Origin of the sequence: Chryseobacterium viscerum (genome assembly GCF_002899945.2) — a bacterium.
GTDB classification, from domain to species: Bacteria; Bacteroidota; Bacteroidia; order Flavobacteriales; family Weeksellaceae; genus Chryseobacterium; species Chryseobacterium viscerum.
Genome location: NZ_PPEG02000015.1, coordinates 22,347 through 36,750, shown reverse-complemented (window position 1 = coordinate 36,750; position 14,404 = coordinate 22,347). Strand labels below are relative to the sequence as shown.

The 14,404-nt window shown below is 33.5% G+C and carries 16 protein-coding genes and 1 pseudogene; 10 read left to right on the top strand and 7 right to left on the bottom strand.

Going from position 1 to position 14,404, the window contains the following annotated elements:
• Nucleotides 1-86: 86 nt before the first annotated feature.
• From C1634_RS25045 to C1634_RS25030, 4 genes are all read left to right on the top strand, one after another.
• Nucleotides 87-1,379 carry a hypothetical protein gene (locus C1634_RS25045; protein ID WP_103234538.1) on the top strand — a complete coding sequence of 431 codons (1,293 nt, stop codon included), beginning with the start codon at nt 87-89 and terminating at the stop codon, nt 1,377-1,379.
• Entirely contained in the window at nt 1,376-2,086 is a 711-nt protein-coding gene (locus tag C1634_RS25040) for an ABC-three component system middle component 1 (protein WP_103234537.1), read from the top strand. The genes C1634_RS25045 and C1634_RS25040 overlap by 4 nt, the downstream gene beginning before the upstream one ends.
• The gene (locus C1634_RS25035) at nt 2,079-4,403 is read left to right on the top strand and encodes an AAA family ATPase (protein ID WP_109739339.1); all 2,325 of its coding nucleotides are present in this window, start codon (nt 2,079-2,081) and stop codon (nt 4,401-4,403) included. The genes C1634_RS25040 and C1634_RS25035 overlap by 8 nt, the downstream gene beginning before the upstream one ends.
• A gap of 255 nt (nt 4,404-4,658) precedes the next feature.
• Entirely contained in the window at nt 4,659-5,942 is a 1,284-nt protein-coding gene (locus C1634_RS25030) for a helix-turn-helix domain-containing protein (protein ID WP_103234534.1), read from the top strand.
• Between the two features lie 504 nt (nt 5,943-6,446).
• Here the strand turns inward: C1634_RS25030 and C1634_RS25025 are convergent.
• Together C1634_RS25025 and C1634_RS25020 are read right to left on the bottom strand one after the other, a co-directional pair.
• Nucleotides 6,447-6,767: a hypothetical protein gene (locus C1634_RS25025; protein WP_103234533.1), complete on the bottom strand. Its 321-nt coding sequence runs from the start codon at nt 6,765-6,767 to the stop codon at nt 6,447-6,449.
• Nucleotides 6,754-7,026, bottom strand: coding sequence for a DNA-binding protein (locus C1634_RS25020; protein WP_103234532.1), 273 nt, complete (start codon nt 7,024-7,026; stop codon nt 6,754-6,756). Before C1634_RS25020 ends, C1634_RS25025 begins: the two co-directional genes overlap by 14 nt.
• 377 nt (nt 7,027-7,403) lie before the next feature.
• Between C1634_RS25020 and C1634_RS25015 the strand changes: the two genes are divergently transcribed.
• From C1634_RS25015 to C1634_RS24995, 5 genes are all read left to right on the top strand, one after another.
• Nucleotides 7,404-8,357, top strand: a complete 954-nt coding sequence (locus tag C1634_RS25015; RefSeq protein WP_109739338.1) for a hypothetical protein — start codon at nt 7,404-7,406, stop codon at nt 8,355-8,357.
• 375 nt (nt 8,358-8,732) lie between these two features.
• A complete protein-coding gene (locus C1634_RS25010; RefSeq protein ID WP_109739337.1) occupies nt 8,733-10,064 on the top strand; it encodes a site-specific integrase in 1,332 nt (443 codons plus the stop codon).
• Nucleotides 10,065-10,095: 31 nt separating this feature from the next.
• Nucleotides 10,096-10,668, top strand: a complete 573-nt coding sequence (locus tag C1634_RS25005) for a transposase (protein ID WP_228410167.1) — start codon at nt 10,096-10,098, stop codon at nt 10,666-10,668.
• The gene (locus C1634_RS25000; protein WP_109739336.1) at nt 10,656-11,189 is read left to right on the top strand and encodes an IS3 family transposase; all 534 of its coding nucleotides are present in this window, start codon (nt 10,656-10,658) and stop codon (nt 11,187-11,189) included. The genes C1634_RS25005 and C1634_RS25000 overlap by 13 nt, the downstream gene beginning before the upstream one ends.
• Nucleotides 11,190-11,229: 40 nt before the next feature.
• A complete protein-coding gene (locus tag C1634_RS24995) occupies nt 11,230-11,499 on the top strand; it encodes an IS3 family transposase (protein WP_103234862.1) in 270 nt (89 codons plus the stop codon).
• Nucleotides 11,500-11,613: 114 nt separating this feature from the next.
• Here the strand turns inward: C1634_RS24995 and C1634_RS24990 are convergent, their stop codons facing one another.
• The 5 genes and pseudogenes from C1634_RS24990 to C1634_RS24965 all read right to left on the bottom strand — a co-directional run bounded on the left by C1634_RS24990 (nt 11,614) and on the right by C1634_RS24965 (nt 13,725).
• Nucleotides 11,614-11,892, bottom strand: a complete 279-nt coding sequence (locus tag C1634_RS24990; protein ID WP_109739334.1) for a hypothetical protein — start codon at nt 11,890-11,892, stop codon at nt 11,614-11,616.
• 1 nt (nt 11,893) lies between these two features.
• The gene (locus C1634_RS24985) at nt 11,894-12,163 is read right to left on the bottom strand and encodes a DNA-binding protein (RefSeq protein WP_103234864.1); all 270 of its coding nucleotides are present in this window, start codon (nt 12,161-12,163) and stop codon (nt 11,894-11,896) included.
• A 128-nt stretch (nt 12,164-12,291) separates the two neighbouring features.
• Nucleotides 12,292-12,569: pseudogene (locus C1634_RS24980) on the bottom strand (hydroxyisourate hydrolase).
• Between the two features lie 153 nt (nt 12,570-12,722).
• Nucleotides 12,723-13,172, bottom strand: coding sequence for a GlcG/HbpS family heme-binding protein (locus C1634_RS24975; protein ID WP_103234865.1), 450 nt, complete (start codon nt 13,170-13,172; stop codon nt 12,723-12,725).
• 133 nt (nt 13,173-13,305) lie between these two features.
• Nucleotides 13,306-13,725 (bottom strand): Crp/Fnr family transcriptional regulator, encoded by a 420-nt coding sequence (locus C1634_RS24965; RefSeq protein WP_262509927.1) that lies wholly within the window; start codon nt 13,723-13,725, stop codon nt 13,306-13,308.
• Nucleotides 13,726-14,085: 360 nt separating this feature from the next.
• Here C1634_RS24965 and C1634_RS26380 point away from each other — a divergent pair, with 360 nt between their 5' ends.
• The gene (locus C1634_RS26380; protein ID WP_228410166.1) at nt 14,086-14,334 is read left to right on the top strand and encodes a hypothetical protein; all 249 of its coding nucleotides are present in this window, start codon (nt 14,086-14,088) and stop codon (nt 14,332-14,334) included.
• Nucleotides 14,335-14,404 lie beyond the last annotated feature (70 nt).

Genomic DNA, 14,404 nt, shown 5'->3' with positions numbered 1-14,404 from the left:
GTCTACTGCTAACTTCTTTAAGTATAATGGCCATCGGCTAATGAAGATGTATTAGATAATAAATAGAATTCTTTTAAATTGGAACAATGAGTACGGACGCTACACCAAGTTGGTCAGGATATATTTTTCAAGGGGAAGTTGCCTTATGCAAAGCAATTGAAATAATCAATACTTGCGGGGTAGATATTCCTGAGCATTTTTGTTTGAGATTGGAACAAGATGAGGATTTCTCTTTCAAAACCAATGTATTGGAGGTTTTTCAGGTTAAGGCTTATCTAAGTAAAGATGCAGATAAGCTAAGTAAATATAGAGATGTTATCGCAGAGTTGATAGATAAATACCACTATTCAAAAACCGTAAAAAAAGATCCTACTGATGGAAGGAGGAAGATTGAACTCTACAGCCTGAACAGAAGAACAAGACCGATTCATTGCTCTTTAATTACGGATAAGGTAATCATTGACTATGAGCAAGATCATTCATCTTTCAATAAACGTTATCAAGCCATTGAATTTGATAAATTTGCTGTAATACATGGTGTTTACAAATTAGAGAATATCTCAGATAAGATTGATACAGAAATAAAGAAGATATTTCCAGCAGATACCGTAAGTAGCGGGGACATAGAATTAAAAAGGAATTTCTGTCTCAATAATATCGTTAACCTCATAAAGGAACGCCACCGTACAAAGCAAGTTAAGTCTGTTCCGCTTCGAGAAATCAAGAAGTGGATCGAAAAGTCAGATATTGCTTTGAATAGTGATCTTTTTTGGCTTACCATTGTAAAGGCATTTTTAAAGATTCTTTCAGAACCTATCCCAATTTATGACCTGGCTGACCCGAATGAGGCCCAGTGGCATGCTAAGTTGCAACAGTGCTGTGAAAATTTGGATCATTTAGGATTTGATGGTGTGAAAAAACTGATCAAGGAGCGGATTAATGCTCACAAGGCTATAAGCGATCGTGATTTCCGTGAGGATCTGGCTCTCTATATGGATGCTGGCTTTATTTATAACATAATTACAAAAGCTATTGAAGGAATTGATTTTCCTCCCTGCTATAGGGATCTTGTATTTGACCACAATGATGAGAAATATCAATTATCTCTCATAAGCTCCAATATCAGTGACCCTCCTACGAGCTTTGAAAAAATTCAACTTCAAGGGTATTTTAAAAACATTCACGAAAACAACCTCAGTGATGTCGATTATATTGTTACGCAACAAATAACATATGATAAAAGTAAAGTAACAGACTTGATAAGAAATATAACTGATGTTCCCGATACCTTTTTAGATCCTTCCATTGATATTACTAATCCCATAAAGAATTATGGCCTAAAAAAACTGTCTGAGACTATAACTGATCTAAATTCATGAAAAATCTAATAGAACAAATAGCAACTGCAAGTGGGCTGCGAACATTAGAATTAATTGACGATAAGCTGAATCCTACTTTATTTTATTTTGAAGACAGGGATGATTTCTATATTTTAATTTGTTCAGCATACAATACGTTATTGCATTGCCTTGGTGTAGAGGAGGATATGAATAAATTGGATTACGGCATTAATGCATATTTAGACACTATTAAAGGCTATGAGCAGGTAAAGGCTTTCGGAAGCATCATAGACTTTAACCTATCAAGTATCATTGTGGTAGAATTGAGTACGCTAGAAGATGAGAACACACTAAAAAATATCCATAAAATTGAGGAGAATTACAAGATTGCAAAAAAGTATATTTTGCCATACGTCAGTTGTGATTTTGAAAAACTAACTTCTGAAACTGATGATGCGGCCTATGAAAACTTACCAGAGAAATTAAACAGTCTGGCATTGCAGAATAGTGCTTTTATCAATAATAGGGAGGAAAGCTGGTACCAGCTTCTCATGAATCTTTTTATCAAACTTCCTTTCCTGAATTATCAAAGCGGAAGTTTTGGACTGACAACGATATCAAACTTGTTCGAGGAAGGATTATCAGATCAGGAGAAGAGTTTGCTTGAGATCATCAACGATAATTATGAAGTGAATATGGATGTCGAATCTTTTGTAGCACAATTTCAAATAGACACTGATGAATAAATTCAAAATATCTAATCTTTACATTAAAAATTTTAAGTGTATTACTGAGGCCGATTTTAACTTCGATGGAAAGCATCTGGTCGTCTATGATGGTCCGAACGGTTATGGAAAAACAACCTGTTTCGAAGCCATTGAAATTCTGTTTGCCGGAAACCCTAGAAAATCAAAAACTTCCTTTGTAGATAAAAGGTATAAATTTAGGGATAGCCCGATCCATAAATACAATGAACAAGAAATCATTATTTCAGCAATCCTAAGAGGTGATGATGGAAATACTATAAAAATAAAACGTGTATTTCCTGCGGCAAGCAGCAGTTCCTCCGCTGACAATAATTTCGGAAAAATTTTTACGTTGTCGAAATTATACATCAACGATAACCAAGAAGATTCGACTATAGCAGAAGTGGAAACGCTGCTTCAATTCGAAAATATTGAATCGTTATTCAACTTGCTCAACTACGTGGAGCAGGATGAGAACACATATTTTTTGAAAAAAGATCCAAAGAACCGATATAGTACATTGGAGTCTTTGCTGGGCGGAGAAGAGGAGCGTTTACTTTTAGTAAAGGTCAATGATACAAAAGATCAGATAAAGAAGAAGACTAAATCCTATACGGAAGAAATCAACCTATTGGAAAAAAATAACCTATCAACGGTTTCCAATGCAGTATCGGATATTGTTTATATCAGGTTATTCAAAAATAAAGACTTTGAGTGGGACCGGGAAGAAATGAAAAATACAGACCCTGATGTTCACCAGCAATATCTTTCGGAGTTAAATAAACTGGATTACCTAATTCTCAATCGAGAAGAAGTTAAGAACGTGCTAGCTAACCACAGCATTACCTCTTTTATTAATACCAATGCCAGTGACACTCTTTTACGATATTATTGGGCAGTAGAAAATTTCAATTTATTGAAAGAGGAACATGGCAGAAGGAGGGATATAGACAATATTATTAAAAGAAATACAAGCATACTTACATTTATAGAAAAGTTGGATTTTAAAAGTCTTAGCGGAGAGACCGAAAGCGATTTTCTTTCTCAAAAGATTGGTTTAAATGAATATCTTCCAAGTTATGGTAGTTCACTCAAAACTATTCTATCCATGGAAGAAAATCTTAGTGCTGACAATAGAATTCTATCCGACCTGAAGGAAAAGCGCGAAAAGCTCCTACAAATTAATATTCAGTATAGAGAAATCATTCCCATTAAAGACAGCGAGTGCCCGACCTGTGGTTACGACTGGCATACTTCCTTGGAGTTGATAAAACATATAGAAGAGACTGAATCAAGGATCTTCGCGAGCTATTTAGAAAATAATACCACATTTGAGCGTACTAAGAAAGATTTTACTGAAACTATCTTAAATAAGATAACGCCCTTTCTGCTTGCAGAGGTTCAGACATTAACACAGGAAAGAAATGACCTTGTTGACAATGATTTTTTTACAGAACTTCTAGATTTTGTTGGAAAAGCTGATGAATTCGAAAATTTTGTGAAGTTGTTTGACAATGAAGATAAAGAGAAGATTTTAGGAATAATTAATCACAGAGCTATAGAAGATATGGTGGTAGCTAAGGAAAGTCTTCTCCAGCTTATTAATAATAGTAGGCCAATAATTGACGAGTCATTGGATCAGGCTGCAATAAGAAATGATTTTTCATACTATTTTGGAGGCAGCTTTAAAGAATTGGAAGATATCTCTCAGGAAACTATTACTGATAAACGAAATTATGTGCAATTGCATTTTTATAATGCTATAAGTCATAATATTACTTTAAGGAGAAACAAAATAGAGAAATTGGATGTGGCGTGGTCAAAGCTGAACCAATTATCTGAAAACATGGACACCCAAATCAATAAATATACAAATAGCATCGTCGAAAAGATAAAAATTCCATTTCATATCTATACAGGTAAGATCCTGCAGAATCATAGTCTTGGTTCCGGACTCAATATAGATTTTGAAATGGAAAAGAAAGATAAACAGTTATATATTACACCTTGCTATAAAGATCAGGAAGTGGCTTTTACGCTGAGTTCAGGGCAACTATCGGCAACTGTAATCTCACTTATGTTGGTATTAAACAAAGTTTTTAACCAATCACAATTGGGAATGATTTTTATTGATGATCCCTTACAAACTTTAGATGAAATCAATGCACATTCACTTGTTGAATTATTAAAATACAATTTCGCTGATCAACAGATTGTCTTGTCCACTCATGAAGACAAATATTCCAGATTTATTCGATATAAATTTGATAAGTTCGGGTTAAGCAATAAAAATATTAATATGAGAGACTGGCAGTAATTATATGGACTCGACAGGCTTTCTCGCTATTTGGTGGGGTGATTCACAGGTTGTCAATAAGTGTTGTTCTGCGTACCTCACCTTTCATTTTACTAAAAACAAACTTTAATTAGCCAAGCTTCATCTGATGAAATCTTAGTTTTTGACAGTAAATATTTTTTGACGCCAGACTTCCTAAATTGCCTTTGTACTTCCTTTTTTGGTAATAAGCAAAGTGATAATTTTGAAAATGAATAAACCGAATTAAAAGTTATTATGGCTTATATAAATGAGATTATAGCATATATGGAAGAGAACATCGTTAATATTTCAATTAAGGAGGTCGATGAGCTGCGGAAGCCCTTCAATATTTCAACTTCAAAATTCAACAGGGACTTTAAACGTGACACTGAATCTACACCCCGAGATTACCTGATCAGAATGAAAATTGAATTGGCACATAGTTACAAATCGAAAGACCCTGCGTTGGCGATAAAGGAAGTGGTATTAAAAATCGGTTGGGATCTTACCGAGCGCCAATTCGCCGAGCTGTTTAAAGTTCATTTTGGAATGACATTTGGCGGAAAAGCTATCAGTGCAGGAGAGCTCTTGGGCTGGATGGGTAATACCGCAGAAATGTCTGTGGATAATGACTTTATGTTTTCAAAAGAAAGAAGAGAATTGGAGGAAATCGTTTTGCGTATGGTCCTGCTGACCGGACATTATACTATCCGTGCTGAGGGAGAATTGTGCAAGACGATTATATACGAGATGGAGAATACCAGCTTTCGCCTTCCACTGTTTACCTTTGAAAAGGACCTTATTTTCCGTTTATTTTTCGACCGGAATAATTTTGGACGTTTAGACCTTTTTATGGTATTCTCAAAGGCTGGTGAAACTGAGCAGTGCTTTGTGCCAAGTGATAAAAGCTCATACTTGGATTTAATCTATCATGTTGCGACAAGTCAGGAGGAAGGTCTTAAAAATGATATTCTTGACAGTATAATGAATTGGGAGGAGATAATCGAGGTAGAAGAAGGGTGTGTTTTTAATGACTACTTGCAACGCATTTACAAAGATATAAATCCCAAAATCGATAGGAATGCAGGTGTCTTCAAACATAGCCAAGCAAATTATGATAGCATTACTAAGCAATTCGAAGAAGAGTATGCGATGCTGTTAAATAACATCCATCTAAGTGAACCGGAACTTAACAAATATATCCGAGCAGTAGAAGAGGATGATGAGGTTATGATCAAATCGACACTGGCAGTTCTGTGCGGAATCGGTGAAGGTGATGTACCAGCGCAAAAACTTGATTTGCTGCTACGATTGGTGGAATATCCTGATATGCAATTTCTAGAATTTGCAGATTATTCTTTTTGTCTGGATGAAGCCTTGATAGCCAAAGTTATTCAAGTTATTCCGCGCGAATCTTTTCCACAGTTTATATATGCTTATTATCGAGATTACAAGGATATGATGGACGGAGACGATGAAGACAACGATGAATATCTCGGAAACCTTCTTCTTTCTGATATCCTGGATGATTTTTATTAGAACAGTGTAGCAAAATAAGGAATTAATTATTACCGCAGGGTTACGTTCTGAATTTTATTTCAATACCGAAAAGAAGTGTCCAAAAAATACAGCTTAAGCTGCCAAGCGCAATAACTTCAGTTATAACTTTATGGTGAAAAACTGCATTTAAGGTATATAATGCGAGGTACCAATGTCCCCAAACACAATACCTATAGCAATTAATGATCCAGCAAGGGTGATTTTTTTTGAAAATATGAGCTGCTTTGTCCGGTCATAATATGTTTTACTGCAAAATAAGTCAAATTTTACAATGTAATAACTAAAGACGGTATAAAATTGCATTTTTTACGGTGTTGCTCACATAAAATTTGGACTTTCTTATAAACAGATAGTTAGTAAGATACATATGCATGTTGTACACAGTATCATTGATTGTTCAGTATATATATTGAAGTCAAGGTGACGCCATTATATAAGAGTTCTATTTAAAAGAATCTCTTTAAATAGAAATATATAATCACCTTAGTTGTTCATTTCTGCTGTTGGGTTTTGAGGAATCAGCAGCTCTATAGTACTTCGATAATCCGGATGATAAGATGGTGTATATTTTATATAACCAAAATTTTGAAGTTCTTTAAAATATTTATGGTATGTGGGGATAGTTTTAATATTACCGTAATGCATAATCTTACTTCTGCTAACTCGTATAATATGTTCTTCATTTTGAAGATAAGCAAGTTTAATAATTGCAATTAAAATTAGAATATGCCAAGTAATAAGTCTTTTATCTTCTGTAGTCTGAATCAAGAATTCCAACCAGTTAATTGTGTCATTTTTTTTCATTTTCAAATAGTTTTTTTAAATCCTCAAAATTATAATAATATGATCCTAAAACTTTCTTAAACCTGACTTTCCCCGTAATCCTTAGGTTTTGTAAGGTAGCAGGGGACATACTCATAAAAATACGCACAGATTTACTCCGTATCCATTCTGGATTTGTGTCATTTAATGCTGGTTTCATTTTTTCGTCCAGTATCTGTCTTATTTCATAGAGCAGTTGTATTTTAAACTGCCTTAAGTCTTCTTTTGTTAATGGTTCCACTGTTAGTCTTTTAATGAGTTAAATATATAATTATTATAATTAATTAACTGATTAACAATTGTTTGTATTTATTTTTGTTGTGAATGATTCTTAACATAATCACCAATTAAACGATAGTTTTTTTTTTGATATTCTAGAATCTTAAAGTTGATTTTGAAAATTTCTAAATGTTGTTTCCCTTATTTCTGTTTTAAGCATGTAATTACTTTTTTGATTTAATAGCGCGATTGAAGGCCAAACGCTGCCACAGGGTGCCATGATGAGAGAATTGAAAGACATGATGTATAAATTAGCTTAACTTTAGAAGATATGAAGTACATGTCATACCTTCTTTAATCGTATTTAATCTTTTATTTAACTTTTATAAATAATTAAAAATGAATATTAAGTATTATTTAAAAGGCAGTGATAAAAATCTATACTGTCATATTAATGATAAGAATGCTAAAACGAATTTTAATATAGGATATGGAGTTGATCCAAAACTATGGGATTCGACGAAAGGAGAAGTACATAGTACTGATCCTTATTTCTTCATATTAAAGGATTTTAAAAGCTATCTTTCCCAGAAGTATATTGAATTGAAGATAGGGAGGGAAGAAGAGGTGTTAAATATCTTAAAAGAAGAAGCTTTGGATTTGCTAAAAAATTCAGGTCTAGAGGGAGCCTCCAGGAAGATATTCAATATTATTAGTGATAAGTATGGATTACCCGAGTATGATGGCTATTTATTTGCATTTGAGAAATATACTGGATTAAAAAGTAAAAATTATAGAGTTGAAATTCTTGACTATCACCTTAGTTTTCATACTAACAAAGAAATTTATGAAGTAGATACTTATGAAGGAAAGATAATCCTCCTTAAAAAGCTTGTTGAGAACAGAGCATATATTGATATAGTAGAATTAAGCGACAGCGATATATGGAATGAAATTTATGAAGATATACCAAAGTGCGAATTTATTCCTACAATGCGGAATGAAATGGAATATTGTTTTAAAGAAAATTTTGGAAGAACAGGAATCTATATTGGAAGTAGTGAAAATATTGAAGAAAAGAAAAACCAACTATATAAGCAATTTCAGATATTTATTGACCGGTATGAGGAAGGTAATGTGATAGACTTGGCTTTGGAAATAAGTGAAGAAGTTTTATATCCTATAGCTGTTATTACAATGACTAAGATATATGATTTGAATGCTTGCTGTAAAGAATATTGTGAATTGGAATTTTGTAATGAAGAAGAAAATTGGAAAGCAGTTTTTATAGACGATGAACTTAAAGAGGAAGATGATAATGCACATGTATTTTATATTAAACCCTACGCATAAAATTTGTCCATATTAGCTGGATTCAAAGGATATAACTCGTTTTTTAATTAGTTAATAGATTGCATCACAGAGGGGACCGGGGGTTCGAATCCCTCTCTCTCCGCAGAGTAGAAAAACTAAACTTTTCAAAAACACTCAAAAATCTATTTAAAAAGCTGTAATTTAATTAATTACAGCTTTTTTTGTATTTGTACGATGCTCAAATTTTTTATAATTACGCATAATTTTTGTGGCAGAATCGTGGCACAATGACCAGTAAAAGAAACTGTGCCACAAAATAGGTGGTAACCATTAGATTATCAAACTAGTAAATGGTATTAACATCTTGACTAATGAGCAATTTAATTCGAAATTTATTAACTTAAAATTTGAATTATGTTAGAGAAAAGTTTTGGCATTACCTTTTTTTTAAAGTCGCCAAGTAAGAAGAAAGTAACGTATAGAACAATCTATTTAAGAGTTACAGTCGACGGAATCTCAAAAGAGATTTCAACTATGATGAGATGGGAACTAAACCGGTGGAATCAAAAAACTGAAAGATCTAGCGGTAGTAAGGAGGATGCTAGATCACTTAATTATTTTTTAGATTCTATTGTTTTGAGCATTACGAAATTGCGAACTGAGCTGCATAACAGTGGTCAGTTTACCACGGCTCAAAGAATAATTGATCATATTAAGGGGAAAGATGTTTCCAGGGTTATGGTTTTAGAAGAATTTCAAAATCACAACGATGAAATGCAACAATTGGTTGACAGCAAAGAATTCGCAATCGGAACTTACAAAAGATACGTTACTGCCAGATCTCATGTAGAAGAGTTCATTAAGCATCGTTATCAGCGTGAAGATATAGAATTTAGAGAGCTTGATTATACTTTTGTTACAGAATATGAATTTTATTTAAAAACTGTAAGAAAATGTTCTAATAATACAACGCTTAAGTATATTGCCAATTTCAAGAAGATTGTCCTCCGAGCAATAGCAAAGGAAATCATTATAAAAGATCCTTTCAAATTATTTAAGTCCAAAAAAACAAAATTGGATAAAAAACCTTTGAGTACGCATGAATTACATGTAATGGAAAATAAAATATTTTCCACTAAGCGCTTAACAGCAATCAGAGATATTTTTGTCTTCCAATGCTACACTGGTTTGGCATACATAGATGTTAAGCAACTTTCTTATAAAGATATCAAAATGGAAATTGATGGCAGTATGTGGATTATGTCGAAACGACAAAAAACTAAATCCTCCACAAATATTCCACTGTTAAAAAATGCTATTGAAATATTGAAAAAGTACAAAGATGATCCTATTTGCAAGGAATATAATCTAGTGCTGCCTGTAAAATCAAATCAAAGGATGAATGAATATTTGAAGGAGATTGCGATTTTATGCGAAATAGACGGTGACTTAAACACCCATAAAGCTAGAAGAACATTCGGCAGCACAGTTACCCTGAAAAATGGTGTGCCGATAAATGTTGTAAAGGAAATGATGGGGCATCATTCTGTTACTCAAACTGAGCAATATGCATTAACAACTCAGGAAATGGTCAATAGTGAAATGTTGAAACTCAAGCAGAAGTTGGATAAAAATGATGAAACAATCCCAGACAAGGGAAGCATTTCTCAAAGTCTTACCGAAGAGGATCTTAGGATCCTAAAAGAGTTTAAGTTGGTAAAAAGTAAGATTTTAAAGATGACATGATCTTAAACAATAAAAATCCGTTAAATGAAAATTGGACTGCCCCCAAAAAGTTAGACACTTTTTAGGGGCATTTTTTATGTATAGAAAAGAAAAATTTAGCGTTGCTTTCAAATTAGAATGTATTAAACTTCACAAAAATTCTCATCGTTCGATTGAATCTATAGCAACAGAGAAAGGATTTAATGAAAGCAATCTGCGCAAGTGGATCGGTTTTTATAACAAGTACGGAACCTTGGGACTACAACCAAGAAAAAACAGGAGCTACTCGTTGAATTTCAAGATTAAAGTTTTGAAAGCCATCGAAACAGAACATCTCTCACAAAGGGAAGCATGTATCCTATTCGATATCGCAGCGCAGTCTACTGTGTTGAGTTGGCAAAGGGATTATGAAAAAAGTGGTATTTTAGGGTTAAAGAATACCCCCAAAGGAAGACCCCGCATTATGAGCGATTACAAACGTAAGAAAAGAAAGTCCGATAAGCCATTAACCCGAGAAGAAGAACTTTTATTGGAAAACGAAAGGCTGCGGGCCGAAATTGATTTTCTAAAAAAGTTAGACGCCTTAACTCTCAAAAAGAACAAACAGAGGCCATCGAAGGATTAAGGCGAAAATATGATCTGTCGGTCCTTCTGGATTGTACAGGTATGGCCAGAAGCAGTTTCTATTACCATCAGAAAGTACTTAAGAAAAAGGATAAATATGGAGAGATAAAAGCTTTGATAAAACAGATTTATCATAGGCATAAAGGACGGTTGGGATACCGTCGTATCACTTTGGTCATGAAACAACAAGGAATTATAATCAATCATAAAACGGTATTGAGATTAATGAAGACCCTGGGATTGAAAAGTATCATTAGGGTTAAAAAATACAGATCTTACCGGGGAGAGCAAGGCAGGATAGCGCCAAATATTCTTGAGAGGAACTTTAAGGCAGATCTGCCCAACAGAAAATGGGCCACTGATGTGACAGAATTTAACGTCTCGGGCAGTAAATTATACCTTTCACCGATAATTGATCTGTACAACGGCGAGATCGTGAGTTACGATCTCTTGGAAAGACCTGTTTTTGCACAGGTCATAAATATGCTCAAAAAGGGGTTTAGAAAAATCAAGAATACTTGAAAACCTCATTATCCACTCTGATCAAGGCTGGCAATATCAGATGAAAGCCTATCAGCATCTGTTAAAAGAAAAAGGAATTATCCAAAGTATGTCCCGCAAAGGAAACTGCCTGGATAATGCGGTAATAGAAAACTTCTTTGGGACTTTAAAATCTGAAATGTTCTACACTAAGAAATTTAAAACCATTGATGAACTCAAAAAGGAAATAAAGGAATATATTAATTACTACAACAACGACAGGATAAGACTTAATCTAAAAGGAAAGAGTCCGGTACAGTACCGAACTCTTTCATATAATAATATTGTTTAATTTTGTCTAAACTTTGGGGTGCAGTCTAAATTTAACGGATTTTTTTTTATTAAATTGGAGGAGGACGACCTGAAATATTAGTGAGTTTTGATATCTTAAAATTTCCAAAAAAAATTAGTAGAATATCTCAATGCAACTCCTGCCTTTTGGATGATAGGAGGGTGTGTATTTTGTATAGCCGAAAAGCTGTAATTCTTTAAAATATTTGTGATACGTTGGAATGGTTTTGATATGTGATTTTTTCATCAGTTTACTGCGACTAATTCTAATTCTATTTTTATCATCCTGGGCAATTGCAATTTGAATAATTGCTACAATAATAGCAATATGCCATACATTCAGTCTTTTATCATCGGAAATTTTTTGCAAGAAATTAATCCATTTACTATCCATATTATTCAGATTCAAATAGTTTATAAAGATCCTTTTTGTTGTAATAGTAAGAACCCATTACTTTTTTATACCTTATTTTCTCACTAATACGCAGGTTTTGTAAAGTTGCTGGGGCAATATTCATAATTTTCCTGATTGACTTACTTCGTAGCCATTCGAATTCATTTTCAGCGGAAGAATGCTTAAAAATCTCTTCAGCGACAATTTTTTTGAACTCATTAATAATCTCGATTTTTAGATCATATAGATCTGCACTCGTAATATTTTCCATATCTTTAATTTTAGAAGATAAAGTTATTTTTTTGTAATTACTAGATTACTGCATTATGTATTACGAAGCTTAAGTTGGCATTCAATTGTAATCATGTGTTATTGATAGGTGAGATAATAATTCAGTAATTAACTCCCTCTGTATGTAGAATAGCCATAAGCAGAAAGTGTAATCGGAACGTGGTAATGATTTTTATCTCTGATTTCGAACACCAACTCAATAAATGGATAAAAACTTTCTATATTGTTTTTTTGAAATAATCGCTGGTGTAGTAGGTCAATTTGAAAATGCCAAGATTATCTTTTTCGGAGGGTAGAAAATCCGATATCCTGCCATTTGAATCTGTATTTTTTTCATCTACGAAAGAACAGATTTTAGATTGCTTATTAAACTTTTCTAATTTTATTTTGACTCCTGAAACAGGCAGCCCTTTAGATACATCCAAAATATGACTTGACAACTGAAAATTATTTTTCTGGGCAAAAGTCCCAATGGACAAAAGTGCGAAAAGGATGGTCAAGATTAATGATTTCATTTTTCTTATTATTTTAAATTCAAACTATTTTGTAGTGGTGATTCCGATTTCAGGTATGGATGCAGATTGAGCGATCCAATGATCATTATCCGGACTGCCACCACCTGATACACCTACACTGCCGATAATTTCACCTTTGTACCAAATGGGCATTCCTAATAGCAGTAGCTCAGGAAGTGAATTCAGATTTTTTGTGTCAGGATTGTTTTCCGCATTTCTCAGTAACAAAAGGGTGGGTGTTTTCGTAGATAAGGCCGTGTAAGCTTTTCTCCGTGATGCTTCCGTATTGTGAGGTCCGACACCGTTGCCGCGGAGCAGTAGGATGGTTGTTCCCGAAGCATCCAATAATGCGATAGAAACGTTTTTATTTTTTGTAGATGCTGCTTTTGAAATGCGTTTTGCCAATTCTAGTGCTGCTTCGGTACTTAAATTATTAACAGACTTTACATATTCATTAGTAGGGGAGTGTGGTATCGTTTTTTCAGTCTTGTTTTATCCAAAGACAATAGATGAACTGAGCAGTAGAAGCAAAAGTGGTGTTTTCATAAAGCTTTTTTGCAAAGTTAGAAACCCTAAAAATCAAAAACGTTGCCCTATGTCAACGTTTTTATAATTTTGATTTTATTTTGCTAAGGGTTGAAGGGGATATTATTAGATAAGAAGCGACCATCCTGTTGGATACCCGACGTAGAAGTTGCGGCTGGTATTCAATTAACCATTTTATTTTATCTAATGCGTCAAACCCTTGAAAACCATAAATCCTCTTTTGTGCGATGATGAATCCGAGCTCCAAAATTTCAGTATATATTTTTGCAAACTCAGGTATTGTTTCAACGAGATGATAAAAGTCCTTCCTCGAAATACAAATCAATTCTGAATTTTCAATCGTTTGTAGATATTCTCTCGCGGGCTTTTGATCAATAAAACTCAGCAAAGCCGTTGCAAAATTTCCTTCAAAAGCGAAATATCTGGAACTGTCTGTACCCTCTTTTGTGGTTGTGAATAAACGGATACAGCCTTTATTAATAAAGTAATACCATTTGCATACCTGATCATATTGGAGAAGTATTTCATTTCTATTTGTTTTAAGGGGTTTAAAGAAGGATTTATAATCTCAAGTTTTTCTAAAGAGATATCACTTCTACTCCGGATAAATTTTTCAAGAATTGAATACATGGGTGAGCAATCCAAATATGATTGAATGATTCTTAAAATTACATTTTTTTTAGCGATTTACTATAAAAAAGTGTATTCATTGGTGTATTCTTTATAATGTGATAGAGTTTAAAAATTATTAAACTTTGTTTATGGAGTTCCTTAGCTTGATGAAATTTGATTAATTTAACTGAAAAATAAAATCTTGATGTTTCTTTCTAAAAAATATACGATGACAAGACGATTTCAAATTTTAAATACGGTTGCTCTGGTTGTAACAATTGGCATCAACTATCTCTCCAACACCGGAATTTTAAATAATGAAACTATGGCAACCATTTCAGCCAAGTTTCAGAATCTTTTTACTCCTGCTGGATATGCTTTTTCTATTTGGGGTCTTATTTACCTGGGGCTTCTTGGTTTTGTGATTTATTTCGGTCCTTTAAAAAAAATACAGATGCTAAGGAGCAGACTATTCTAAATGTTGGATGGTGGTTTGTTATTTCCTGTATCGCGAATAGTCTATGGGTATTTACCTGGTTGTATGAATA

Bases quoted from the DNA above. Each gene is read 5' to 3' on its own strand.
- C1634_RS24995 (WP_103234862.1), top strand. From the start codon at position 11,230: ATGAAAGCCTATCAGCATCTGTTAAAAGAAAAAGGAATTATCCAAAGT.
- C1634_RS25010 (WP_109739337.1), top strand. From the start codon at position 8,733: ATGTTAGAGAAAAGTTTTGGCATTACCTTTTTTTTAAAGTCGCCAAGT.
- C1634_RS26380 (WP_228410166.1), top strand. From the start codon at position 14,086: ATGACAAGACGATTTCAAATTTTAAATACGGTTGCTCTGGTTGTAACA.
- C1634_RS25035 (WP_109739339.1), top strand. From the start codon at position 2,079: ATGAATAAATTCAAAATATCTAATCTTTACATTAAAAATTTTAAGTGT.
- C1634_RS24985 (WP_103234864.1), bottom strand. From the start codon at position 12,163: ATGGAAAATATTACGAGTGCAGATCTATATGATCTAAAAATCGAGATT.
- C1634_RS25015 (WP_109739338.1), top strand. From the start codon at position 7,404: ATGAATATTAAGTATTATTTAAAAGGCAGTGATAAAAATCTATACTGT.
- C1634_RS25025 (WP_103234533.1), bottom strand. From the start codon at position 6,767: ATGAAAAAAAATGACACAATTAACTGGTTGGAATTCTTGATTCAGACT.
- C1634_RS25030 (WP_103234534.1), top strand. From the start codon at position 4,659: ATGGCTTATATAAATGAGATTATAGCATATATGGAAGAGAACATCGTT.
- C1634_RS24990 (WP_109739334.1), bottom strand. From the start codon at position 11,892: ATGGATAGTAAATGGATTAATTTCTTGCAAAAAATTTCCGATGATAAA.
- C1634_RS25045 (WP_103234538.1), top strand. From the start codon at position 87: ATGAGTACGGACGCTACACCAAGTTGGTCAGGATATATTTTTCAAGGG.
- C1634_RS25040 (WP_103234537.1), top strand. From the start codon at position 1,376: ATGAAAAATCTAATAGAACAAATAGCAACTGCAAGTGGGCTGCGAACA.